The 23,195-nt window shown below is 60.0% G+C and carries 23 protein-coding genes; 12 read left to right on the forward strand and 11 right to left on the reverse strand.

From position 1 onward, the window contains the following. Genes FFR93_RS10080 through FFR93_RS10090 form a run of 3 tightly spaced genes read left to right on the forward strand, consistent with a single transcriptional unit; the run spans window position 1 to window position 2,910 of the window. On the forward strand, window positions 1-840 hold the full coding sequence (locus FFR93_RS10080; protein WP_138393116.1) for a carbohydrate ABC transporter permease: 840 nt from the start codon (window positions 1-3) through the stop codon (window positions 838-840). Next, on the forward strand, window positions 837-1,898 hold the full coding sequence (locus FFR93_RS10085; RefSeq protein ID WP_138393117.1) for a Gfo/Idh/MocA family oxidoreductase: 1,062 nt from the start codon (window positions 837-839) through the stop codon (window positions 1,896-1,898). Before FFR93_RS10080 ends, FFR93_RS10085 begins: the two co-directional genes overlap by 4 nt. Window positions 1,899-1,908: 10 nt before the next feature. After that, the gene (locus tag FFR93_RS10090) at window positions 1,909-2,910 is read left to right on the forward strand and encodes an ABC transporter ATP-binding protein (protein ID WP_171049148.1); all 1,002 of its coding nucleotides are present in this window, start codon (window positions 1,909-1,911) and stop codon (window positions 2,908-2,910) included. Between the two features lie 72 nt (window positions 2,911-2,982). On the opposite strand, the gene FFR93_RS10095 is transcribed toward FFR93_RS10090, so the two are convergent. The 7 genes from FFR93_RS10095 to FFR93_RS10120 form a co-directional block, all read right to left on the reverse strand. Then, on the reverse strand, window positions 2,983-3,288 hold the full coding sequence (locus tag FFR93_RS10095; RefSeq protein ID WP_138393119.1) for an NIPSNAP family protein: 306 nt from the start codon (window positions 3,286-3,288) through the stop codon (window positions 2,983-2,985). Window positions 3,289-3,478: 190 nt separating this feature from the next. Continuing rightward, window positions 3,479-4,540 (reverse strand): ABC transporter ATP-binding protein, encoded by a 1,062-nt coding sequence (locus FFR93_RS10100; protein ID WP_138393120.1) that lies wholly within the window; start codon window positions 4,538-4,540, stop codon window positions 3,479-3,481. Between the two features lie 12 nt (window positions 4,541-4,552). Beyond that, window positions 4,553-5,341 (reverse strand): ABC transporter permease, encoded by a 789-nt coding sequence (locus FFR93_RS10105; RefSeq protein ID WP_138393121.1) that lies wholly within the window; start codon window positions 5,339-5,341, stop codon window positions 4,553-4,555. Then, complete coding sequence (locus tag FFR93_RS10110; RefSeq protein ID WP_138393122.1) at window positions 5,338-6,231, reverse strand: ABC transporter permease subunit; 894 nt, start codon at window positions 6,229-6,231, stop codon at window positions 5,338-5,340. Before FFR93_RS10110 ends, FFR93_RS10105 begins: the two co-directional genes overlap by 4 nt. Window positions 6,232-6,303: 72 nt before the next feature. Further along, window positions 6,304-7,407, reverse strand: coding sequence for an ABC transporter substrate-binding protein (locus tag FFR93_RS10115; protein ID WP_064705633.1), 1,104 nt, complete (start codon window positions 7,405-7,407; stop codon window positions 6,304-6,306). After that, window positions 7,404-7,547: a hypothetical protein gene (locus FFR93_RS40785; RefSeq protein ID WP_171049149.1), complete on the reverse strand. Its 144-nt coding sequence runs from the start codon at window positions 7,545-7,547 to the stop codon at window positions 7,404-7,406. Before FFR93_RS40785 ends, FFR93_RS10115 begins: the two co-directional genes overlap by 4 nt. A gap of 45 nt (window positions 7,548-7,592) precedes the next feature. Then, entirely contained in the window at window positions 7,593-8,465 is an 873-nt protein-coding gene (locus FFR93_RS10120; RefSeq protein ID WP_064705632.1) for a MurR/RpiR family transcriptional regulator, read from the reverse strand. A gap of 175 nt (window positions 8,466-8,640) precedes the next feature. On the opposite strand from FFR93_RS10120, the gene FFR93_RS10125 reads away from it, so the two are divergent. From FFR93_RS10125 to FFR93_RS10150, 6 genes are all read left to right on the forward strand, one after another. Further along, window positions 8,641-9,411 (forward strand): N-formylglutamate amidohydrolase, encoded by a 771-nt coding sequence (locus tag FFR93_RS10125; protein WP_138393483.1) that lies wholly within the window; start codon window positions 8,641-8,643, stop codon window positions 9,409-9,411. Between the two features lie 115 nt (window positions 9,412-9,526). Then, on the forward strand, window positions 9,527-11,077 hold the full coding sequence (locus FFR93_RS10130) for an amino acid permease (RefSeq protein ID WP_064705631.1): 1,551 nt from the start codon (window positions 9,527-9,529) through the stop codon (window positions 11,075-11,077). Between the two features lie 144 nt (window positions 11,078-11,221). Next, entirely contained in the window at window positions 11,222-12,589 is a 1,368-nt protein-coding gene (locus FFR93_RS10135; protein WP_138393123.1) for a glutamine synthetase family protein, read from the forward strand. Between the two features lie 203 nt (window positions 12,590-12,792). Continuing rightward, window positions 12,793-14,178, forward strand: coding sequence for an aldehyde dehydrogenase family protein (locus FFR93_RS10140; protein ID WP_138393124.1), 1,386 nt, complete (start codon window positions 12,793-12,795; stop codon window positions 14,176-14,178). After that, window positions 14,175-15,329, forward strand: a complete 1,155-nt coding sequence (locus FFR93_RS10145; protein WP_064705628.1) for an iron-containing alcohol dehydrogenase — start codon at window positions 14,175-14,177, stop codon at window positions 15,327-15,329. Before FFR93_RS10140 ends, FFR93_RS10145 begins: the two co-directional genes overlap by 4 nt. Window positions 15,330-15,558: 229 nt before the next feature. Further along, complete coding sequence (locus tag FFR93_RS10150) at window positions 15,559-16,257, forward strand: ParA family protein (RefSeq protein ID WP_138393125.1); 699 nt, start codon at window positions 15,559-15,561, stop codon at window positions 16,255-16,257. Between the two features lie 57 nt (window positions 16,258-16,314). Here FFR93_RS10150 and FFR93_RS10155 read toward each other — a convergent pair whose 3' ends face one another. The 4 genes from FFR93_RS10155 to FFR93_RS10170 form a co-directional block, all read right to left on the reverse strand. Further along, a complete protein-coding gene (locus FFR93_RS10155; protein ID WP_138393126.1) occupies window positions 16,315-17,070 on the reverse strand; it encodes an ABC transporter ATP-binding protein in 756 nt (251 codons plus the stop codon). A 1-nt stretch (window position 17,071) separates the two neighbouring features. Then, window positions 17,072-17,911 carry an ABC transporter permease gene (locus FFR93_RS10160; RefSeq protein WP_064705625.1) on the reverse strand — a complete coding sequence of 280 codons (840 nt, stop codon included), beginning with the start codon at window positions 17,909-17,911 and terminating at the stop codon, window positions 17,072-17,074. A gap of 20 nt (window positions 17,912-17,931) precedes the next feature. Then, window positions 17,932-18,900 carry an aliphatic sulfonate ABC transporter substrate-binding protein gene (locus FFR93_RS10165; protein ID WP_138393127.1) on the reverse strand — a complete coding sequence of 323 codons (969 nt, stop codon included), beginning with the start codon at window positions 18,898-18,900 and terminating at the stop codon, window positions 17,932-17,934. A gap of 166 nt (window positions 18,901-19,066) precedes the next feature. Then, on the reverse strand, window positions 19,067-20,464 hold the full coding sequence (locus FFR93_RS10170) for a L,D-transpeptidase (RefSeq protein WP_138393128.1): 1,398 nt from the start codon (window positions 20,462-20,464) through the stop codon (window positions 19,067-19,069). 253 nt (window positions 20,465-20,717) lie between these two features. On the opposite strand from FFR93_RS10170, the gene FFR93_RS10175 reads away from it, so the two are divergent. From FFR93_RS10175 to FFR93_RS10185, 3 genes are all read left to right on the forward strand, one after another. Then, window positions 20,718-21,557, forward strand: a complete 840-nt coding sequence (locus FFR93_RS10175) for a DUF4432 family protein (RefSeq protein ID WP_138393129.1) — start codon at window positions 20,718-20,720, stop codon at window positions 21,555-21,557. A 72-nt stretch (window positions 21,558-21,629) separates the two neighbouring features. After that, window positions 21,630-21,968 (forward strand): TIGR01244 family sulfur transferase, encoded by a 339-nt coding sequence (locus FFR93_RS10180; protein WP_064705621.1) that lies wholly within the window; start codon window positions 21,630-21,632, stop codon window positions 21,966-21,968. Between the two features lie 73 nt (window positions 21,969-22,041). Next, a complete protein-coding gene (locus tag FFR93_RS10185) occupies window positions 22,042-22,386 on the forward strand; it encodes a RidA family protein (RefSeq protein WP_064705620.1) in 345 nt (114 codons plus the stop codon). The last annotated feature ends 809 nt before the right edge of the window (window positions 22,387-23,195 follow it).

Consider the following 23,195-nt stretch of genomic DNA (forward strand, 5'->3'; position numbering starts at 1 on the left):
ATGTCCAAGGCACGCACATCTCCAATCCGCACCGGCCTCGTGCATCTGGCGCTCTCCGCCTATACGCTGGTCGCGCTGTTCCCTGTGTTCCTGACCATCGTCAACTCGTTCAAAGATCGCGCCTCAATCTTCCGCGAGCCGCTGATGATCCCGACGCCGTCGACCTTCAGCCTCGTCGGATATCAGACGGTGCTCGGGCAGGGCGATTTCGCAACCTATTTCCAGAACAGCTTCATCGTGACGATCGTCTCGATCCTGCTCGTGCTGTTGTTCGGCGCCATGGCGGCCTTCGCTCTGTCGGAATACCGCTTCCGCGGCAATATGCTGCTCGGGCTCTATATGGCGATCGGCATCATGATCCCGATCCGTCTCGGCACGGTGGCGATCCTGCAGGGCATGGTGGCGGCCGACCTCGTCAATACGCTGACGGCGCTGATCCTCGTCTACACCGCGCAGGGCATACCGCTCGCCATCTTCATCTTGTCGGAATTCATGCGCACGGTTTCTGACGATCTGAAGAATGCCGGGCGTATCGACGGGCTTTCCGAATACGCGATTTTCTTTCGCCTGGTGCTGCCGCTGGTGCGTCCGGCCATGGCGACTGTCGCCGTCTTCACGATGATCCCGATCTGGAACGATCTCTGGTTTCCGTTGATCCTGGCGCCGGCCGAAGCTACCAAAACGGTGACGCTCGGTTCGCAGATATTCATCGGCCAGTTCGTCACCAATTGGAATGCGGTGCTCGCGGCCCTGTCCCTCGCGATCCTGCCGATTCTGATCCTCTACGTCATCTTCTCGCGGCAACTGATCCGCGGCATCACCTCGGGAGCGGTCAAGTGAGCCAGGAGAAACTGATCCGCGTCCTCGTCGCCGGCCTCGGCAATATGGGCCGCAGCCATGCGCTCGCCTATCATAACAATTCAGGCTTCGAGATCGTCGGGCTCGTCAATCGCTCGACGCCGGTGCTGGAGCCGGAACTGCAGGGCTATACTATTTACCCGGACTTCGCCACGGCGCTTGCGGAGCTGAAGCCGGACCTGTGTTCGATCAACACCTATTCCGACAGCCATGCCGATTACGCGGTCGCCGCCTTGGAGGCCGGCTGCCATGTCTTCGTGGAGAAGCCGCTGGCGACCACTGTCGCCGATGCTGAGCGGGTCGTGGCCGCAGCAAAGACTGCCGGAAAAAAGCTGGTGATCGGTTACATCCTTCGCCATCACCCATCCTGGGTGAAGCTGATCGAGGAGGCGCGCAAGCTTGGCCCGCCTTACGTCTTCCGCATGAACCTCAACCAGCAGTCCAGTGGCCCGACCTGGGCGACGCATAGGTCGTTGATGCGCACGACCTCGCCGATCGTCGATTGCGGCGTTCATTATGTCGACGTCATGTGCCAGATCACCGATGCGAGAGCCGTCGAGGTGCGCGGCATGGGACTGCGGCTCTCCGACGAGATCGCCGCCGACATGTATAATTACGGCCACCTGCAGGTGCTGTTCGAGGACGGTTCGGTCGGCTGGTATGAGGCCGGCTGGGGGCCAATGATCTCGGAGACCGCCTTTTTCGTGAAGGATGTGATGTCGCCGAAGGGCGCGGTGTCGATCGTCATGGATCCGAACGCCAAGTCCGACGATATCGACACGCATACCAAGACCTCGGTGATCCGTCTGCACACCGCCGAAACCGGTCCCGACGGCAAATTCATCCGGCCCGACCAGGATATGAGGATGACGGGCGAGCCCGGCCATCAGGCGCTTTGCGACCTGGAACAAGCCTTCATGCTGAGGGCGATCCGCGAGGATCTCAACCTCGACCGCCATATGGGGGATGCGGTGGCGTCGCTGCGCATCTGCCTTGCCGCCGATGAGAGCGTGCGCACCGGGCAGCCGGTCAGATTGTAAGGGAAAGACAGTGGGATCGCTTCAACTTAAATCCATCCGCAAGACCTATGGTACGCATGAGGTGCTGAAAGGCATCGATCTTGAAGTCGAGGACGGCGAGTTCGTCATCTTCGTGGGGCCGTCCGGCTGCGGGAAATCGACACTCTTGCGCAGCATTGCAGGCCTGGAGGATGTCACCTCGGGCGCCGTCGTCATTAATGGCCGCGACGAGACGCTGACGCCGCCGGCCAAGCGCGGTATCGCGATGGTGTTCCAGTCCTATGCGCTCTATCCGCACCTGACGGTCAAGGACAATATGGGGCTAGGCCTCAAGCAGGCGGGAATGCCCAAGAACGAGATCGACAAGCGCGTCGGCAAGGCGTCCGGCATGTTGTCGCTTGCGCCCTATCTCGCTAGGCGGCCGGCCGAGCTTTCCGGCGGTCAGCGTCAGCGCGTCGCCATCGGCCGCGCGATCGTGCGCGAACCGGAACTCTTCCTGTTCGACGAGCCGCTGTCGAACCTCGATGCGGCGCTGCGTGTCCAGACCCGGCTCGAAATCGCCCGGCTGCACCGCAGCCTGAAGGCGACGATGATCTATGTCACCCACGACCAGGTCGAGGCGATGACGCTGGCCGACAAGATCGTGGTGCTGAATGCCGGCACTATCGAGCAGATCGGTTCGCCGATGGAACTCTACAACCGCCCGGCCAATGTCTTCGTCGCCGGCTTCATCGGCTCGCCGCAGATGAATTTCATCGCAGGAGAGAAAGTCGGCGATCACGGTGCCAAGACCATCGGCGTGCGTCCCGAACACATGACGCTGTCGCGCGAGCAGGGAACCTGGGCCGCGAAGGTCGTGCATGTCGAGCATCTCGGCGCCGACACGATCATCTATCTCGAATCCGAGCAGTGCGGTCTGCTGACGGCGCGTTTGTTTGGCGAGCATCAATACGAGCCGGACGAGATCGTCCATGCAACGCCGGACCAAGCGCACGTACATCGCTTCGATGTGGATGACGAGGCGATCCGATGAACGCATGGGCAGAGGGATGAGCCCCGCCAGCCGGCCTGGCGCGGCTTATCATTCCTGTCGTATGCGGTTTAATCAACCGAGCACGGGCCGCATGAAGCTCCGTTCATAGCTGATGATACTGCGGTTGCGTTTGTCGAGTTCGAAAGCGGCCTCACATTCCGGATCGCTGGCCATGCGCGTGCGATAGTCTTCGTAAGCGGCAAAGCTTGGGAAGGAAAACAACGCAACGGCAATGTTGTTGGCACCCTCTGACGGCAGAAAATAACCATGATGGGTACCACCCATCCTGTTGACGATCGGAATCCAGAGACGAGCATATTCCTCGAATTCCGGGAGCTTGTACGGATCGATCACATAGCGTAGGTGGCAGGTAATCATTGAAATACCCCATTGCGTAGATGCCTGGGCTGCCGGGCTGGTTCGGCTGTGCACAAGTTCCGGCACTGAACCTCGGAAAGCTCAAGTGCTTTGTGGTGATGGCTGCATCACGTTTTCTGACAGGTCGGTCGGCCTGACGTGAAAATGGCGCCGCGACGGCGGCGCCTTCCTGCAAGATCACGCTAGCGGTTCAATCGCGGATGATCAGCAGGTCGGCTGCCATGAAACGGAGCGTCACGGTTTCTCCGGCCTGCGGCGGGGTGACGCCGGGGCTGTTGAACATGTCGAAGGAGATGACGTTGCCGCCAACATTCATGCGGGTGCGGATGACCGAGCCGAGGAAGTGGGCGGAGACGACCTGACCAGTCAAAGCGGTGTCGCTTCTGGCGTTGTCGGAGAGAGAGCCTGCTTCCGGGCGCAGCGCCAGCGAGATGGTTTCTCCGGCCTTGTGGGCTGCGACCGACTGCTTCAGTGTGATCTTCTGATCGCCGATCTGGATGAGGTTGGTGTCGGGATCGATGACCTTGGCTTCGATCAGGTTCAGCGTGCCGACGAAGGAGGCGACGAAGCGCGTGGCTGGTTTGTTGTAGATCTCGAAGGGCGAACCGATCTGATCGGCCTTGCCGGCATTCATCACCACGATGCGATCGGAGATCGACAGAGCCTCTTCCTGGTCGTGGGTGACGAAGACGGTGGTGATGCCGAGCTGCTGCTGGATCTGGCGGATTTCCTCGCGCAGCGACACGCGGATCTTGGCGTCGAGAGCGGAGAGCGGTTCGTCGAGCAGCAGCACCTGCGGCTTGACGGCGAGCGCACGGGCAAGCGCGACGCGCTGCTGCTGGCCGCCCGACAGCTGATAGGGGTAGCGGTCGGCGAGGTGATCGAGCTTGATCAGACCGAGCATTTCCTTGACGCGGGCGTCTATCTCGGGTTTCGGCATGCCGGCGACCTTGAGGCCGAAGGCGACATTGTCGTGCACGGACATGTTGGGAAAGAGGGCGTAGGCCTGAAACACCATGCCGATATTGCGCTGGTTCGGTTTCAGCGCGCTCTGGTCCTTGCCGTTGATGATCAGCGTGCCGCCGGTCGGAGTTTCGAAGCCGGCGATCATGCGCAGGACAGTCGTCTTGCCGCAGCCCGACGGTCCGAGGAAGGAAATGAACTCACCCTTCTCGATGTTCATGTTGAAATTCTTGACGACCTGAACCGGGCCGAAGGACTTCTGGATGTTGTTCAGTGTGAGAAAAGACATGAGCCGGTTACCTTAAGCCTTTGCCGGGCGGGCTTTGCCGAAGCGGGAAACGAGGTTGAGCAGGCCCATGCTGAGCCAGGTGATCGAGAAAGCAATGACGGCCAGCGCCGAAGGCTCATAGGCCTTGTTGGCGCCGACGAGCTGCAGGTAGGGGCCGAAGGCCGGGCGGTTGAGCAAAGCGGCGAAGGTGAATTCGCCCATGACGATCGCCAGCGTGATGAAGGCGCCGGAGAGTACGCCGCTCATCACGTTCGGGAAGATGCAGCGGAACATGATGGTCGTCCAGCGAGCACCGAGACTTTCGGCGGCCTCCGTCAGCGTTCGCACATCGATGGCGCGCATGGCGGTATCGACGGCGCGGTACATATAGGGCAGCGACAGCGTGATATAGGAGAAGACCAGCAGGGCGTTGGTGCCGGTCGTCGAACCCGTCAGCGGCAGATACGACGAGGAATTGTACATTCTGAGGTAGCCGAAGACGATGACGATCGCCGGAATGACGAGCGGCATCAGCGTGATGAATTCGACGACCGGGCGCATCTGCGGCAGGCGCAGCCGCACCCAATAGGCCGTCGGCACCACGAGCAGCATGCCGAAGACGATGGTCAGAAGCGCCATCAGCATGGAGTAGCCGAAGGTTTCGCGGAACTGAATGTCCGAGAAGACTGATGTATAGGCATCCAGGCTGTATTCACCGCGGCGCATGCGCAGCGAAAACTCGACGGTGCCGATCAGCGGGATGATGAAATAGGATGCGCCGAGAATGATGGCGATCCAGGCTCCCAAGCGTTGCGTTTTCATTTTTGCCACCTCTCGGCGCGCATGCGCAGCATGAGGTAAAGGATGTTGGACACGCCTGTGATGACGATCATGCCGAGGGCGATGGCGTAACCGAGGTTGGGATTGTGCAAAACGTCGCCGCGGATCTGCGCGTAGAGCAGGATCGGTACGATGTTCAGCGAGCTGCCGGTCAGCGCAAAGGCGGTGGCGATAGCGCCGAAGGCGTTGGCGAAGAGCAGCAGCGTCGTACCGAGCAGGCTCGGCCAAAGGATGGGCAAGGCAACCATCGTCCAATATTGGCGATTGGTAGCGCCGAGGATCTCAGAGGCTTCGCGCCATTCTTTCTTCATGCCATCAAGCGCCGGCGTCAGGATCAGCACCATCAGCGGGATCTGGAAATACATGTAAGTGATCGTAAGGCCGAAGAAGGACAGCAGGTTGAAGCCTGTGCCGTAGAGATTGAAGCCGAACCATTCCCGCAGGAAAACCGTCACGAGGCCCGTGCGGCCAAGCGTGGCGAGGAACGCGAAAGCGAGCGGCACGCCTGCAAAATTCGAGGCAACGCCGGAGAAGGTGAGAAGCGCAGAACGCACCGAGGCGGGCAGGCCGCCGAGCACGACAGCCCAGGCAAGGAAGAAACCGATCAGCGCGCCGCCTAGTGCCGACGCCACCGAGACGCGGATACTGATCCAGTAAGCGCTCATGATCGATGGAGTAAAGAGATCGCCGATATTCTTCAGCGTAAAATTGCCGTCCGGCGTCAGGAATGCGCCCACTACGAGATAGAGCGTGGGGATGATCAGGAACAGCAGCGAAAAAATAATGAAGGGTGTAATGCCCAGCCAGTCGATCACGCGGTCTTTGCTGATCAAGGGAGCGCTGCTCACCATCGGCGTTGAAACGGTACTCATAGAAAAGCTCATCCTGGGGCGTCGGAGAGAGAAAGCCTCCCCGCCTTGTGAGCGGGGAGGCTGGATCGAATATTACTGAACGTTGGCGCCGACGACGCTATCCCAGTTCTTGGTGATGGTCTCCTTGCCGGCGGCCTGCTCTTCGAGCGTCGGGAAGACGGCCTTTTCATAGGCCTCTGCCGGCGGCAGCTTGTCGAGCAGTTCCTTCGGGATCTTGTTGTTTTTGGCAAGATCGTTGAAGCGGATCGGGTGGCAATAACCCTTCAGCCAGCCGAGCTGACCTTCGTCGGAATAGAGATATTCCATCCAGAGCTTGGCGGCGTTCGGGTGCGGAGCGAAAGCCGAAATGGCCTGCACGTAGACGCCGGCGACGACGCCCGTCTTCGGAACGACGACTTCGAAAGGAGGATTGCCCTTCAGGCTTTCACCCCAGGAAAGCGCATTGTAGTCCCAGGCGATGATGATCGGCGTGGAGCCTTGTGCGAAGGGGGCAGCCTTGCCGACGACAGGCACGAAGTTGCCGGTCTTGTTCAGCTCGGCAAAGAACTTCAGGCCCTCTTCGCCTGCCTTGGCAGCGTCACCGCCGGATGCGGAAAGACCAGCCGCATAAACGCCCTGAACAGCCTGGTTGGCGCTGCGCGGATCGCCTGCGAGTGCTACGCTGTTCGCATAGTCGCTCTTCTTGAGATCGGCCCAATCTGCCGGCGATTCCTTGACCAGATCCTTGTTCACGAGGAACGAGAGAACGCCGTAATAGTCGCCGTACCAGTAGCCTTCGGCATCCTTGGCGCTATCGGGGATCGAATCCCAGGTAGAAACCTTGTAAGGCTGGATCAGGCCATCTTTCTTGGCGGACGGGCCGAAGGAGAGGCCGACGTCGATGACATCGGGGGCCTGCGGGCCGGTGTTGCCCTTGTTGGCCTTGATGGCTTCGATTTCGTCACCCGAGCTGGCATCCGGATTCAACTCGTTGACTTCGATACCGTACTTCGCCTTGAAGCCGGCGATGACATCGCCATAGCCGCACCAGCTGTGCGGAAGAGCGATGGTGGTCAACGTGCCTTCCTTCTTGGCGGCGGCGATAAGTTCTGCGCTCGGTTCTGCGGCGGCAATCGCGGTCGAAGCCACGATCATCGCAGTAGAAAGCGACAGAAGTCGAGAAATGTTAGAGATCACTGTTGTTCTCCTTCGGTTTCAGTGTCTGGCGATGCTGTTAATGAGCTTACATGAAGCTTGTGTGACGGCTGGATGACGTTAATTTTGCCGGAATAGCAGGCGCTTGAGGCAGATGTTTCATTTGCGACTGCATTGCTCATTTCCGCCAATCCGTGCTTGTTTTTCCTCTCCTTAATCTTGGCCCCTTAACCGAGTTTGCGGAAAAGCTTGGTCTGCTCGAATAGCCCTTCCAGCGTCTTCATGCGTTCCTTCGTCTCGTCCCAGGTGGAGTTCTGAACGGCTTCGATCAGAGCCTCGACGATGAAAAGGGTGACGACCGACGAATCCCAGGCCGAAGGCGCTTCGATGCGGACCCGGAAAGCGTGCCGCGCGAGTTTGGCGGCAGGCGAGCCCCATTGGTCGGTGAATAGGACGATTTCGGCTCCGCGCTTGCGGGCGGCGGTGGCAAGGCTCACCATTTCCTGTTCGTAACGTCGGATGTCGAAGATGATAAGGATGTCGCCGGCATTCATGTTGAGGGCATATTGCGGCCAACTGCTGGAATTGGACGACAGCAGCGTCGTTGCCGGCCGGATGACCTGCATGTGAGTGAAGAAGTACTCGGCCAGCGCTCCGGTTATGCGGCCGCCGACGAAATAAAGGCCGCGCTTGCGGTCGGACAACAGCGAGGCGACGCTGTCGAAAGTGGCGGTGTCGAGATCGGTCAGCGTCTGGCGTAGATTGCCCATGATGGCATCGGCAAAGCGGTTGAGGATATGGGTGCCCGGCGCATTTTGCGCCCAGCGGTCATGCTTGGCGATCGGGTTGGAGATCGTTGCCTCGACCTCCTGATGCAGGCGCGCCTGAAAATCCGGATAACCCTTGAAGCCCAGCTTCTGCACCATCCGCACGACAGTCGGCGTGGAGACGCCAGCATTCTCCGCGATGGTGGTGATGCTGCCAAGGCCGGAAACCGGATAATTGTCGAGCAGGCTTTCCGCCAACTGCTTTTCGGCACGTGTCAACACGCTCAGATGCGAGTGTATGACGTCCGAAACCGTCTTCGACGCAGTTGTCACCTAGCTATGCTCCCCGGGATGGTCTAGCGCCACTTTCCCACGCAAAGTTAACAACGCTGTCACAATCAATGTCAACTACTGTCATGAAAAGAAATTTTCAGAGACTGCTTGACACCCGGCAAAACCTGAAGAATTCTTTTCTTAAAGATTTTATTAAGGGATAGGAGTGGCGGCTTTGGTGCTGGCCCGGCCGAACATCCTCAGCGAAGCGGACGGCGATTGCGTCGGGATTGAGCGCGTTGATGGCCGGAGCCCCGTGATGCTCATCTGTGAGCATGCATCAAACAGGCTTCCTGCCAAGTTCGGCGATCTCGGCCTTTCCAAAGAAGCGCTGTCGAGCCACATCGCCTGGGATCCCGGCGCTCTCTCGGTCGCCCGCGGCATATCAGAAGGCCTCGATGCGACACTCGTATACCAGCGGTTTTCCCGGCTGATCTACGACTGCAACCGGCCGCCGAGCTCTCCGGGGGCCATGCCTGAAGCGAGTGAGATCTATGTCATTCCCGGCAACAAGGATTTGACTGCAGAAGAACGTCTTGCGCGCACAGACGCGCTCTACGTGCCCTTTCATGACGCCATTCGCGGGCTGATCCGCGATCGCCGGGCAAAGGGACGGGACAGCGTCGTCGTGACGATGCACAGTTTCACGCCGGTCTATCACGGACGTGAACGGCTGGTCGAACTCGGCATATTGCATGACGAGGATAGCTGGCTCGCCGATCGGATGCTTGATGCTGCGGCCAAAGCGCCGCTTTATAGAACCGAACGCAATCAGCCCTACGGGCCTGAGGACGGCGTGACCCACACGCTGATCCTGCACGGGCTTTCGAACGGCTTGCGCAACGTGATGATCGAGGTCCGCAATGACCTCATCGCAGACGATGTCGGCCAAGGGGTCGTGGCCGATTATATAAAAGGGCTGCTCCAGCAGAGCCTGGACGCCTGATAAAAAGAAGACCCGAGGGAGCAGTCTAACTGCGGACGTCCGAAGGCGAAATGCTGCGGACTATTGGCAATGAACCGGTCGCAATCCCGCGGCCGATCGTCAACAGGGGGAAGTCATGTCGGATTATACCGAATTGGACAAGAAGCAGGATGTTCACATCCTGCATTCCATGGGCTATGCCCAGGAACTCGAACGGCGAATGAGCTCGTTCTCGAATTTTGCAATCTCGTTTTCGATCATCTGCATTCTTTCCGGCGGCATCAATTCGCTCGGGCAGGCAACAGCGGGAGCAGGCGGAGCGGCGATCGGCATTGGCTGGCCGCTCGGCTGCCTAATCTCGTTCATCTTCGCATTGGGCCTCGCACAAATCGGCTCCGCCTATCCGACAGCAGGTGGCCTCTATCACTGGGGTTCAATTCTCGGCAACCGCTTTACCGGCTGGCTGTCGGCCTGGCTCAACCTGCTCGGGCTCGTCACCGTGCTCGGCGCGATAAACGTCGGCACCTTCTATTTCTTCTTCGGTGCCTTCGGCCCGCAATTCGGTATCGAGGACACGCTTCTTCACCGAGTCGTCTTTGTGGCGATCATCACAGGCCTGCAGGCGGGCATCAATCATTTCGGTATCGGCCTGACCGCCAAGCTTACAGATTTCTCGGGATATCTGATCTTTGCAACGGCGATCCTCCTGACGATCGTCTGCCTGGCAGCTGCGCAGAGCTGGGATATTTCACGGCTCTTCACCTTCGCCAACTATACAGGCACCGAAGGTGCATCGCTGGTCTGGCCAGTGACCGTCACCACCGGCATGGCATTCCTGCTCGGCTTACTGCTGCCAGTCTATACGATCACCGGCTATGACGCTTCGGCGCATACGTCGGAGGAGACGCTGAAGGCAGCCGTCTCCGTGCCCCGTGGCATGGTTTCCTCAGTCCTCTGGTCGGCGCTCTTCGGCTATCTCATGTTGTGTGCTTTCGTGCTCATGATCCCGAACATGGACGACGCTGCAAAGCAGGGCTGGAACGTGTTCTTCTGGGCGATGGAGTCGCAGGTGAACCCGACGATCAAAAGCATTCTCTACGTGCTGATATTCGTCGCTCAGTTCCTGTGCGGGCTTGCGACCGTCACCTCGGTTTCGCGGATGATCTTCGCTTTCTCGCGTGACAAGGGTCTTCCGGCATCCTCGACCCTCTCCAAGGTCAGCCCGAGCTTCCGCACGCCGGTCGCGGCCATTTGGACGGGCGCCATCCTCGCCGTCCTCTTTGTCTGGTTTACCTCGGCGATAACCATTGCCGGGACGCCGGCCTATTCGATCGTGGTGTCGTGCACGGTCATCTTCCTGTTCCTGTCCTTCGTCGTGCCCATCGCTCTCGGCCTCGTTTCGATCGGAACGGCGAAATGGCCGACAATGGGGCCATGGAATATGGGAGTGGGGCTGTACAGGGTGGTTGCCGTCCTCGCTATCCTCTCAATGGCGCTGATCTTCTACATCGGCATTCAGCCGCCGAACGACTGGGCGCTTGAAATTACCGTCGGTTTCCTAGTGTTGACCGCTATCGTGTGGTTTGCATTCGAGAACCGCCGCTTCAAAGGTCCGCCGATCGGCGACGCCATTGCCAAGCGTCAGGCTGAGATCGCGGCCGCCGAGGCGGCTGTCGGCGAGGCCTGAGAAACGAACTTCCCTCGATTGGCGGGGCCGCATCCTGCGGCCCCGCCACCGGTTCAACGAAAAGGCATCAGGCCGCGACACCAGGCCGAGCGTATGCAGTTTCGTTGCCCCGATTTTTCAATCCCTATTTCAGGCGGATCAATCATGAGCAGCAGCTATACAATCGACGATCTCAGGAAGGATGTTGCCGAAGGGCGCATCGATACGGTTCTCGCCTGCCAGGTGGACATGCAGGGCCGGCTGATGGGCAAGCGCTTCCAGGCTGAATATTTCGTCGAAAGCGCCTGGAAAGAGACGCACAGCTGCAATTACCTGATCGCCACCGACATGGAGATGGAGACGGTCTCCGGTTACAAGGCGACGAGCTGGGAGAAGGGTTACGGCGACTACACGATGAAGCCCGATCTTTCGACGCTGCGCCGCATTCCATGGCTCGACGGCACGGCGCTCGTGCTCTGCGATGTGCTCGACCATCACACGCACGAGGAAGTCGCGCATTCACCGCGCGCGATCCTGAAGAAACAGGTGAAGCGCCTCGAAGACATGGGCATGAAGGCCTATATGGCCTCGGAACTCGAATTCTTCCTGTTCGACCAGAGCTACGAGGCGGCGCATGCCTCGGGCTACCGCAATCTGAAGCTCGCCAGCGCTTATAACGAGGATTATCACATCTTCCAGACCACCAAGGAGGAAGAGGTGATGCGGGCGATCCGCACCGGGCTGCAGGGCGCCGGCATCCCGGTCGAAAACTCCAAGGGCGAGGCTTCGGCCGGCCAGGAGGAGATCAATGTGCGTTATGCCGATGCGCTCGCCATGGCCGACCGCCATGCGATCATCAAGAACGGCTGCAAGGAGATTGCCTGGTCGAAGGGCAAAGCCATCACTTTCCTTGCCAAGTGGAACTACAATGCCGCCGGTAGCTCCTCCCATATCCACCAGTCGCTGTGGAGCCTTGAGGAAAAGCCGCTATTCTTCGACCATACCGGCAAATACGGCATGTCGCCGCTGATGCACAATTACGTTGCCGGACTTCTCGCCCATGCGAGTGAGATCACCTATTTCCTGGCGCCTTACATCAATTCCTACAAGCGCTTCATGGCCGGCACCTTCGCTCCGACCAAGGCGATCTGGAGCAAGGACAACCGTACCGCCGGCTATCGCCTTTGCGGCGAGGAGACGAAGGGGATCCGCATCGAATGCCGCGTCGGCGGCTCCGATCTCAATCCCTATCTCGCATTCGCAGCGCTGCTCGCCGCCGGCATCGACGGGATCGAGAACAAGCTGGAACTCGAAGCCCCCTTCGTCGGCGACGCCTATGGCGGCAAGGACATTCGGGAGATCCCGCGCACGCTGCGTTCGGCGGCGATTGCGATGACGGAATCGGCAATGCTGCGCAAAGCCTTCGGCGACGAGGTGATCGACCACTACACCCGCGCTGCCGAATGGGAGCAAGAGGAATACGACCGCCGCATCACCGATTGGGAAGTGGCGCGCGGTTTCGAAAGAGCTTAATAGGCATTTCGCGGGGTTGCCCCTCACCCTAACCCTCTCCCCGTAGAAACGGGGAGAGGGGACTTGCCATGCGAGACGTTGCGGGGGGACCGAAAGGTTGCGGCATATCCCCTTCGCCCCGTTTGCGGGGAGAAGGTGCCGGCAGGCGGATGAGGGGCTGTCGCCCACCAATTTTGAAATGATACGAGGACAGGAAATCGATCATGGCAATGATCCAATGCATTTCACCGGTCGACGGATCGGTTTACGCGGAGCGTCCGGCGCTTTCGCTCGATGCCGCCAAGGATGTGGTGGCGCGCGCCCGCAAGGCGCAGAAGGCCTGGGCGAGGCGGCCGCTTGAAGAGCGCGTTCAGCTCGTGCTGAAAGGAGTTGCGCGGCTGAACGAGATGTCGGACGTCGTCGTGCCGGAGCTTGCCTGGCAGATGGGGCGGCCGGTGAAGTACGGCGGCGAATACAGGGGCTTCAACGAGCGCTCCAACTATGTCGCCTCGATCGCGGCTGACGCGCTCGCCCCGCTCGTCGTCGAAGAAAGCGACCGTTTCGAACGCCGCATCGAGCGCGAAGCGCATGGCGTCGTCTTCGTTGTCGCGCCGTGGAACTATCCCTATATGACGGCGATCAATACGATCGCGCCGGCGCTGATGGCCGGCAATACGGTCGTTCTGAAACACGCCTCGCAGACGTTGCTCGTCGGCGAACGGCTGGTACAGGCTTTCGTCGAGGCGGGTGTTCCGGACGACGTATTCCAGAACGTCTTTCTCGATCATGAAACGACGTCGGCACTAATTGCTGCCGGCAGCTTCAACTTCGTCAATTTCACCGGATCGGTCGAAGGCGGTCGCTCGATGGAGCGGGCCGCCGCCGGCACCTTCACCGGCCTCGGCCTCGAGCTCGGCGGCAAGGATCCGGGTTACGTCATGGAAGACGCCGATCTCGATGCGGCCGTCGACACGCTGATGGATGGCGCCACCTATAATTCCGGCCAGTGCTGCTGCGGCATCGAGCGCGTCTACGTGCATGAATCGCTCTACGACGCTTTCGTCGAGAAATCGGTTGCCTGGGTGTCGAACTACAAGCTTGGCAGTCCGCTCGATCCCGAGACGTCGCTTGGGCCGATGGCGAACAAGCGTTTCGCCAAGGTGGTGCGCGAGCAGATCGCCGATGCGGTTTCCAAGGGCGCCAAGGCGCTTGTCGATCCCAAGCTTTTCCCTCAGGACGATGGCGGCGCCTATCTCGCACCGCAGGTCCTCGTCGCTGTCGATCATTCCATGGCCTTCATGCGTGAAGAGACCTTCGGTCCGGCAGTCGGCATCATGAAGGTGAAGAGCGACGAGGAGGCTCTCGCTTTGATGAACGACAGCCAGTACGGGCTGACGGCCTCGCTCTGGACCAAGGATGTCGAGCGGGCTGCGCGTCTCGGCCGCGACATCGAAACCGGCACCGTTTTCATGAACCGAGCGGACTATCTCGATCCGGCGCTCTGCTGGACCGGCGTCAAGGAGACCGGCCGCGGCGGCTCGCTGTCGATCATCGGCTTCCAGAATCTGACGCGTCCGAAATCCTTCCACCTGAAGAAAGTGACAGCATGAGCAGCAGCAACATCACCGCAAACTGGAGCTACCCGACATCGGTCAAGCTCGGCCGGGGCCGTATCAAGGAACTGGCCGACGCCTGCAAGAGCCTCGGCATGAAGAAGCCGCTGCTCGTCACCGACCGCGGCCTTGCCTCAATGGCGATCACGAAGAACGCGCTCGACATCCTCGAAGATGCAGGCCTTGGCCGGGCGATCTTCGCTGAGGTCGACCCGAACCCAAACGAGAAGAACCTCAACGCCGGCGTCAAGGCATTCAAGGATGGCGGTCATGACGGCGTCGTCGCCTTCGGCGGCGGCTCGGGCCTCGATCTCGGCAAGTGCGTCGCCTTCATGGCCGGCCAGACGCGGCCCGTCTGGGATTTCGAGGATATCGGCGACTGGTGGACGCGCGCGAGCCTCGAGGGCATTGCGCCGATCGTCGCCGTACCGACGACGGCAGGTACCGGTTCGGAAGTCGGGCGCGCCAGCGTGATCACCAATTCCGAAACGCATGTGAAGAAGATCATCTTCCATCCAAAGTTCCTGCCCGGCGTCGTCATCTCCGATCCGGAACTGACGGTCGGCATGCCGAAAATCATAACCGCCGGAACCGGCATGGATGCATTCGCCCATTGCCTCGAGGCCTATTCCTCGCCCTTCTATCATCCGATGTCGGCCGGCATTGCGCTTGAAGGCATGCGTCTCGTCAAGGAGTTCCTGCCACGAGCTTACAGGGAAGGCACTGATCTCGAAGCTCGCGCCAATATGATGTCCGCCGCCGCCATGGGCGCGGTCGCCTTCCAGAAGGGGCTCGGCGCAATCCACGCCTTGTCCCATCCAATCGGCGCCGTCTACAACACCCATCACGGCATGACCAACGCGGTTGTCATGCCGGCGGTGCTGCGTTTCAACCGTGCGGCAATCGAGGAGAAGATCAGCCGCGCGGCGGCCTATCTCGGCATTTCGGGCGGTTTCGACGGCTTCTATGACTATGTGCTGAAGCTCCGCTCCGATCTCGGCGTGCCGGAGACGCTGACGGCGATGGGAATCGCCCCCGACCGTATCGACGAATTGTCGGCCATGGCGATCGAAGATCCGAGCGCCGGCGGCAATCCTGTCGCGATGACGCTCGAAAATACCAAGGCGCTTTTCAGGGATTGTTTCTGAGCCTTGAGAGCGAACCTGCGGATTGGCCCGGAAAGCTCGGCTTTCCGGGCTTTTTCTTCTTTTTCGGCGTCCCCAATTTTAGGAATACGAAAAGTACAGGCTGCAATTTGGGCGGGCGCGTTCGGAATTTGTTAACCATGATTGTAAAGGATGGCTTAACCGCACGATGCTCTGACAGTGCGCAAAAGAGCGATGCCGGCTCGTGCCATTTTCCTCCCGAGGACCGAACATGCCAGTGATTACATTCGCAAATACCAAGGGCGGCGCCGGCAAGACGACCGCTGTTCTCCTGCTCGCGACTGAGCTTGCCCGCAAGGGCTATCGCGTCACCATTCTTGACGCCGATCCGCAACACTGGATTACGCGCTGGCACGAGATCTCTGGTCATGTGCCCAATATCTCTGTGATCGATTTCGTCACCACCGCCTCGCTGCCGCAGCATATCAGCGAGAACAAGCATAATACCGACTATTTCATTGTCGACCTGCCGGGCGCGCGAAATCCTCTGCTCGCCACCGCCGTCGGCCTCTCCGACCACGTGCTGATCCCGATCCAAGGCTGTGCGATGGATGCACGCGGCGGCGCGCAGGTGCTCGAACTTCTGCAGTATCTGGACGAGAAGGCCGGCATCAGGATCGGTCATTCGGTGGTGCTGACCCGCGTCAACTCAATGGTGACGACCCGGGCGCTGCAGCTCGTCAAATCGCTCCTGAGCGAACGGCATGTGCCGGTGCTGGATACGGCGATCATCGAACGCTCCGCCTTCCGCGATATCTTCGACTGTGGCGGCACGCTGCAGACCATGGACCCCACGCGTGTCAGCAATCTCGACAAGGCGCGCGAGAACGCCACCTGTTTTGCCGAGGAGATCATGCGCAAGCTGCCGGTCAGGCTTACGGCGTCGACCCACATGGCGACCGCGGCCTGAAAATTTTCCGCATTCTAGGGAAATGCGTCCGGTCCGTCCGCGGCGCATTTTCGCTTTTCAGCCGATGGCCGTGCCGCCGCTATCGTTGAGAGAATGAGCCAGAAGGCCCGACAGACGCCTTTTGACTGCGGCGAGTTCACCCGACATGCGATTGCGCCGCCGCGGCAGCCCTACATCGACCACCTCTTGAATGCGTCCCGGCCAGGGACGCATCACCACCACACGGTCCGCCAGAAAAGCCGCCTCTTCGATGTCGTGCGTGACCAGCAGCATTGTCGTGGCATTTGCGCGCCAGAGGTCGAGCAGATGATCCTGGAGTTCGAGGCGCGTCATCGCATCGAGTGCGGAGAAGGGTTCGTCCGCCAACAGCACGGCGGGCTTTGTCACGAGCGCGCGCGCCAAGGCCACACGCTGAGCCTGCCCGCCGGACAGTTCTTTGATCCAGCGGTTCTCGTAACCACGAAGGCCGATCTTCTCCAGGGCAGCCGATACCTGCTCGTCACTTTCGCTGCTTGGCAGATGGCGCAGGCCGAAACCGATGTTGTCGGCAACCGTCAGCCAGGGAAAGAGGCGAGGTTCCTGGAAGACGATATTCACGAGCGGGTCCGGCTCCGTCAGCCGCCGTCCTTCCAGGCTGATTTCGCCTTGTGTGGGCGCTTCCAGGCCCGACAACAGCCTCAAGAGAGTGCTCTTGCCGCAACCCGAGCCGCCGATGACCGCAACCAGCTCCCCCCTTGCGATGCTAAGAGAAAAATCTTGCAACGCATGCGTTCCATTGGGATAGATCTTGGACAGAGAGCTGATATCGAGCATGTCAGATTCCGCTCCTATGGCTGTCACGCCAGCGCAGGAACGGCGAAGTCGCAATCAGAAGCAGGCTGTCGGTCGCTTTGCCGACGATGGCAAAGATCAAGATAGCAGCGAGGATCTGATCCGGCTTTCCGAGCTGCTGGCCGTCCACCAGAAGATAACCCAGGCCTTCCGACGCGCCCATGAATTCCGCCGCCACCACGAACATCCACCCGAGGCCGAGGCCGGCGCGGAGCGCAAGAACGAAGTCCGGAAGGACGGCTGGCAGCAGGATCAGACGAATGAGTTCCAGCCCTGAAAGGCGGAAGACGCGGCCGACTTCGACGATGCGCCTGTCGACGCCGACAACGGCGCCGTAGACCCCGAGATAGACCGGGAAGAACACGCCGACGGCAATCAGGGCGACTTTGGAGGCCTCAAAAATGCCGAACCACAGGATGAACAGCGGCACCCAGGCAATCGAGGGAATGGCTCTCAAGGCCTGCAGCGTCGGATCGAGCAAGCGTGCGAGCAGCCTGGAGTATCCGGTAAGCGCTCCGAGCGCTGTTCCTGCCAAAGAGCCGAAGGTAAAACCAATCGCCACTCTGCGCAGCGTCGCGCCCACATGCGTTATGAGATCGCCCGATGCTGCGAGCGTATAGACGGTAAACAGAATCTTCGAAGGCGGCGGCATCAAACGGCCTCCGACTATACCTGTGCGGACCAGGATCTCCCAGGCAGCAAACAATGTAACTGGAAAGAGCATACCGACGATCGGATGATCGAAAGGCGAAACTCGGCGCTGCCGGGTCTCCCTTGCTGGTTCCGTATTGCGCCATGATAGCGCGATGTCGACCAACGACATGGAACATGTTTCCTATCGCGTTACTGCCCGAGGGCGGCAAAGGCGTAGCTGGGGTCGATCAGCGCCGATACGGTCTTGGTAACATCGACATCCGCCTTGATGACATCGGCCCTTTGCAAGGCGAGGCCTGCCGCCTCGATCGTCTCCCGCTGTGCATCGCCGATGACGGAGTAGCCGAGATCCGTGCGCTCCAACTGGCGGTCGATCACAGTATTGGGCAACTTGGTGGCGGTGACGAGCGCTTCTTTGAGCTTGGCCGGATCTTTCAGGGCTTCGGCACGTGCCTTCTCGTATGATGCAAGCACGCGTTTGACGATATCGGGATGGGCGGCGGCAAACTCCTCGCGCACGTTGAGCACGCCCCAGCTGTTGTTCTCGGGCTTGCGATAAAAGAGTACGTCGCCATCTTCGATCTCGGCGGAGGCCATGATCGGATCGAGGCCGGCCCATGCGTCGACATCGCCCCGCTTTAGCGCCAGGCGGCCGTCCGCGTGCTGCAGCAGAACAAGCGAAACATCCTTTTCGGTCAGACCCGCCTCGGCGAGAGCGCGGACCAGGAAAATATGCGGATCGGTGCCGCGTGTCACGGCGATGGACTTGCCTTTAAGGTCCTCGACCTTGGCAATACCGGTATCTCTGCGTGTGACCAGAGCGGTCCATTCCGGGCGTGAATAGACATAGACCGATTTGATCGGGTTGCCATTGATCCGGCCGATCAGGGCAGCTGCGCCCGCAGTCGAACCGAAGTCGAGGGAGCCGGCATTCAGGAATTCCAGCGCCTTGTTGGAGCCGGCGGACTGCACCCACGTTACCTTGATCCCGTCTTTTTCGAATTCCTTTTCCAGAATTCCTTCATCCTTCAGGATGAGGCTGACCGGATTGTAGGTTGCCCAGTCCACCCGAATTTCCGACACATCGGCAGCCTGCGCCGTTGCGACCGCTACTAAACCTGCCAAAGTGCTCAAAGCTAAACGAACAAGCGATTTCATAGGACCTCCACAAATGTTATGAAGGAAAATCTACAGATTTAATGTTCTTTGGCGTGCTTTCAGGTTCCAAACTTTGGGAAAGGAGAAGCAAATTTGAACTGCCGCCGCGGGCGGCACTAGATTGTTGTGTCAAACGGCGGGCGGCGGCGATCCGCGCGCGTCTTCGTCAATCCACGAATTCTACCGTCACGCCGGGCTTAACCATCTTGGCAAGCTCGGTGGCATCCCAGTTGGTCAGGCGGATGCAGCCATGGCTCTGGGTACGGCCGATCTTGGAAGGATCGGGCGTGCCGTGAATGCCGTAAGTCGGCTTGGAGAGCGCCATCCAGACGGTGCCGACCGGGCCGTTCGGACCCGGGGGAATGTTGAGGATCTTGTCGTTGGCGCCCTGCTGGAAATTGATCTTCGGATTGTAGGTATAACCGGGATTGAGAGCGACGCGCTCGACTGTCACGGTACCTGAGGGGGAGGGTGTGTCGGCGGAGCCGATCGACGCCGGATAGGCGGCCAACAGATTGCCGGCGCCGTCATATGCGAAGACCTGCTTGCGGCCCTTATCGGCGATGATGCGGGCAACTTCGCCGGTTTTTGGTTCGCCGGGATTGACCACTTTGATCACCGTGCCGGGAACGCTGAAATCGGCACCCGGGTTCATTTCCTTAAGAAAGGCCTCATCCATGTGGAAGCGCTCGGCCAGCATTTCGGTGGTCGAGGTATAGGCAAGCGACGGCAGCATCGCCTTATGCGCATAATCTTCCGGGATCTGGGCGACGAAGGGGCCTGCGGCATCGGCTGGTGTGATCGTGTAGCTTACGACGGGCAGGCCGCCTGTCATGCGGAGTTCTTCGAGAATGGCGTCGGTGTTGTTTGGATCGAGCTTGGAGCCGGTCATCTGGTCATAGGCATAGATCGCCTTGGTGACGTTCGAACCCATATGGCCGTCGATGACGCCAGGAGAGATGCCGGCGCGGTCAAGGAAGACCTGCAGTGCGACGATCTCGAGCTTGGACTTACCCTGGAGCGTAATGACGGGTTCTTCGGGCGCGGTCGTCGGCGCGTCGGCGGGCGGGATCTGCTGGTCGGGATCGATTGAGGCGTAATCTTCGCCCGATTGCGGGTTGCCGATGCTGTTGTCGTCCGGATAGGGCTGCTCGCCTAGCGGCAGGCGCTCGATCGCTGCGTCGCGCGGAATGCCGCCGGTAACGGCGCCGCGCTCGGAATAACGCGTATCGCCATACGGATCGTCGGCATAGTAGGGATCATTGCCGTACTGGTCGGAATAGACCTCGCGCGGGCTGGGGCGCTGCGAATAATAGCCGCGGGCGCGCATCTCAGTGGCGACGATATTGCCGTAGGCGTCGATCAGCACGCGATTGCCGCTGCGGTCGCGGGCATAGGCAAAGCCGCGGGGCACATAATCGAGGATTTCACCGTTCGGCGTGACCAGCACAATATCGCTCTGGCGGCGGTCGCGGAATTGCTGCGCACTTGCATCGGGTGCTGCCAGCGCAAGGGTTGCCAGGACGGCGGCAACCGAGAATGCCGATTTCAAAAAGCGACTCACGTCTCAAACCTCGAACAGTACTGGGCAGACACACACCCGCGAATCTTGACGCTAGTGTGGAATTTATGAAAGCGTGCTGAACAAAATATGAAAATCACTAAGATTTCCTTTTACTCATAAACGTTTGCGTCCTTGTGTCAGTTCCGCAAAATCCACGGTTGCGGCAAAAGCGCAAGAGGCGAAAGGCGCCGATTGACGAAAGACGGCGCGAAACCTAACGCTACGGCGGCCGATAACCCCGAGGAGACCCGAGATGATCGAATTTGCCGCTGCAAGCGGGCCGCGCCTGATGCTGGATGAAACATCGGTGTTGGATATCGGGGGATGTATCGTCGAAGGCGTCGATATCGCGCCGAAACGAGCCATTCCCGACGATGGCGATCCGCGAATCGATCACTCACTTGAGGGCTTTCTCTTCACCTGCGGGCCGGACCATATCCGCCATCGCCAGCTAATCGCCGGCCGGGGCGACGGCAAGGTCTATCCGCTGCACGGATCGGCCTCCGGCCACGCAGCGAAGGTGCTTTGGACGAAGTTCGAGAATGGCAATGCCGAATGCCGCGCCGATGTCGACATCGTAACCATCGAGGGGCTTCCGCATCGCATAGAGCGGCTCTGGCGGATCGACGGCGTGACCGGCGAGGTGTGGCTCGAGGACCGCGTCGTCAACACCAGCGAGGAGACGGTGCCGACCTTCCTGATGTATCATATGAACACCGGCGGCAAATGGCTGGACGAGGGCACGCGACTCGAAGGGTATATGCTGGAGAACGGCGGCTTTCCCTGGACCTTCGGCGAAGAGCCGGGCGGCATCTTCTGTGTTCCGGCGCCCGCGACGGACGAGGGTTTTGCGGAAGTCCGGCTTGGTCCCATCGCCGCAATCGGCGGCAGGACGCTGCGCGTGCGCTTCCGCGCCGATACGCTGCCTTATCTGCAGGTGTGGCGAAACCAGAATGCGCCGGCACATGTCATCGGCATCGAGCCCGTCTCGCATCGATGGGTCCTGCGCGACGAACTCGAGGCGTCCGGCGAGTTCAACATGCTGGCGCCCGGCGAGAGCCGCAGCTATGCGCTCACCTTCGCATTCGTGTAAGCGAAGTGTTGTTGACGCTCGCCAGCCTCCCGTCGTAGACCTTCAGCCCACGACTTATGAGGAGACAAGACGATGGATATTCGCCAGATCGACGATGAATATTCGGTTTCGGGACAGATCACGCTCAAAGATCTCGACGAGATCAAGGCGCTGGGCTTCAAATCGATCGTCTGCCACCGCCCCGACCATGAAAGCCCCGACCAAACGTCGTTTTCCGTCATCGAGGCGCGTGCCAAAGAGCTCGGACTCGATATCGCCCATGTGCCGGTTGGACCGATGGGCGTGACCGAAGAGGCGGTGCAGGGCATGGTCGACGCGCTCGACGAGTTCCCGCGGCCGATGCTCGGATATTGCCGCTCGGGCGCGCGTTCGACGGCGATTTACCAGAAGACCCACCATATCCGCAGTTGAGCGTCGCACCAGCCGCCGATTTTCGGGCGCTGCTCCGCAGCGCCGCCACCTACTATTCACTCAGGAGACGATAATGAGCATTAAGCGTATCGACGTCGGCGCACGCATGAGCGGCGCCGTCATTCACGGCAACACGGTTTATTTGGCGGGCCAGGTCGGCGAGGGTGAAAGCGTCACCGATCAGTGCAAGTCTGCGCTCGCCGAAGTCGACCGCCTCTTGGCGGCCGCCGGAAGCAGCAAGTCGAAGATCCTGCAGACGATCGTCTATCTCTCCGACATCGCTTATTTCGCCGAGATGAACGCTGCCTGGGAAGCCTGGATCGATCCGGCCAATCCTCCGGCCCGCGCCACCAGCGAAGCCAAGCTTGCTGCGCCGAAGTACAAGGTCGAGTTCATCGTCACGGCCGCGCTCGACTAAGGTCACACAGGTTTAAGATTGCTTGAAGCCGGTGAATCTCTTCACCGGCTTATCTTATTGATCAACGTCGTTTCTTACTCGGCGTCATCCTCGGCCTTGTGCCACCGCTGTCCGGTTCGCGTCGATGGCTTGCCCCTCACCCTGACCTTTCCTGGATCTAGCCACTGGTCTCGAGCCGTCCTGCGGACCCCCGTTCTGACGGGGAGAGGGGACGTGCCCCGCGAGAGGTGGTCGGAACGGAGAGCTTGCGGCATCGTGCCTTCGCCCCGTTTACCGATCGGCCACGCTCGAGCCAGTCGAATTCTGCGGCAGATCCTCAGGGTCGGTTCCATCATCCCCTCGGAAAGAGGTTTGTCACCGTCATGTTGGGTAATGCATCGGAACGTCTGCAGTTTGGGATAGGCAGCGGCCAAATAGAGCGAGAGGTTATTGTCCCATCTGAAGAGGGGAAACTGAACGCCCGGTTTCACACCTGCACCAAGATGGTCTGTGATCGAGAGACCGCGCAAGCCGGGCATGACCTGCACATGCTGTCGCCATTTCGAACCCTGGGCATCGTAGTGGCGATCGATATGGATCAAAGAAGGAGGATCTGAGTAAAGATCTAGAGAGTAAGGGCCCGATCCCGGCCGACTTCGCCACCAGTCCGGCTTACTTGCGGCATTTGGCCACTTGGCGGCGATTGGCTTCCGCGGGCGTGCCTTGAGCTTCGCTCGATTCTAAAGTAAGCGTTCGCTTGGACAGAGGTCATGGGGCAGGAGGCGCTAATCTCAGGGCGCTGGACAGTACGCCTCTAATGAGACTTAGCG

Source organism: Rhizobium sp. MHM7A (assembly GCF_005862215.1).
In the GTDB taxonomy this organism is placed as follows: domain Bacteria; phylum Pseudomonadota; class Alphaproteobacteria; order Rhizobiales; family Rhizobiaceae; genus Rhizobium; species Rhizobium bangladeshense.

What these genes read in the sequence shown, in the direction of transcription:
- FFR93_RS10175 (WP_138393129.1), top strand. Translation starts at nt 20,718, where the DNA reads ATGATCGAATTTGCCGCTGCAAGCGGGCCGCGCCTGATGCTGGATGAA.
- FFR93_RS10160 (WP_064705625.1), bottom strand. Translation starts at nt 17,911, where the DNA reads ATGTCGTTGGTCGACATCGCGCTATCATGGCGCAATACGGAACCAGCA.
- FFR93_RS10150 (WP_138393125.1), top strand. Translation starts at nt 15,559, where the DNA reads ATGCCAGTGATTACATTCGCAAATACCAAGGGCGGCGCCGGCAAGACG.
- FFR93_RS10130 (WP_064705631.1), top strand. Translation starts at nt 9,527, where the DNA reads ATGTCGGATTATACCGAATTGGACAAGAAGCAGGATGTTCACATCCTG.
- FFR93_RS10180 (WP_064705621.1), top strand. Translation starts at nt 21,630, where the DNA reads ATGGATATTCGCCAGATCGACGATGAATATTCGGTTTCGGGACAGATC.
- FFR93_RS40785 (WP_171049149.1), bottom strand. Translation starts at nt 7,547, where the DNA reads ATGAGCAATGCAGTCGCAAATGAAACATCTGCCTCAAGCGCCTGCTAT.
- FFR93_RS10100 (WP_138393120.1), bottom strand. Translation starts at nt 4,540, where the DNA reads ATGTCTTTTCTCACACTGAACAACATCCAGAAGTCCTTCGGCCCGGTT.
- FFR93_RS10155 (WP_138393126.1), bottom strand. Translation starts at nt 17,070, where the DNA reads ATGCTCGATATCAGCTCTCTGTCCAAGATCTATCCCAATGGAACGCAT.
- FFR93_RS10185 (WP_064705620.1), top strand. Translation starts at nt 22,042, where the DNA reads ATGAGCATTAAGCGTATCGACGTCGGCGCACGCATGAGCGGCGCCGTC.
- FFR93_RS10110 (WP_138393122.1), bottom strand. Translation starts at nt 6,231, where the DNA reads ATGAGTACCGTTTCAACGCCGATGGTGAGCAGCGCTCCCTTGATCAGC.
- FFR93_RS10145 (WP_064705628.1), top strand. Translation starts at nt 14,175, where the DNA reads ATGAGCAGCAGCAACATCACCGCAAACTGGAGCTACCCGACATCGGTC.
- FFR93_RS10095 (WP_138393119.1), bottom strand. Translation starts at nt 3,288, where the DNA reads ATGATTACCTGCCACCTACGCTATGTGATCGATCCGTACAAGCTCCCG.
- FFR93_RS10140 (WP_138393124.1), top strand. Translation starts at nt 12,793, where the DNA reads ATGGCAATGATCCAATGCATTTCACCGGTCGACGGATCGGTTTACGCG.
- FFR93_RS10135 (WP_138393123.1), top strand. Translation starts at nt 11,222, where the DNA reads ATGAGCAGCAGCTATACAATCGACGATCTCAGGAAGGATGTTGCCGAA.
- FFR93_RS10165 (WP_138393127.1), bottom strand. Translation starts at nt 18,900, where the DNA reads ATGAAATCGCTTGTTCGTTTAGCTTTGAGCACTTTGGCAGGTTTAGTA.
- FFR93_RS10080 (WP_138393116.1), top strand. Translation starts at nt 1, where the DNA reads ATGTCCAAGGCACGCACATCTCCAATCCGCACCGGCCTCGTGCATCTG.
- FFR93_RS10105 (WP_138393121.1), bottom strand. Translation starts at nt 5,341, where the DNA reads ATGAAAACGCAACGCTTGGGAGCCTGGATCGCCATCATTCTCGGCGCA.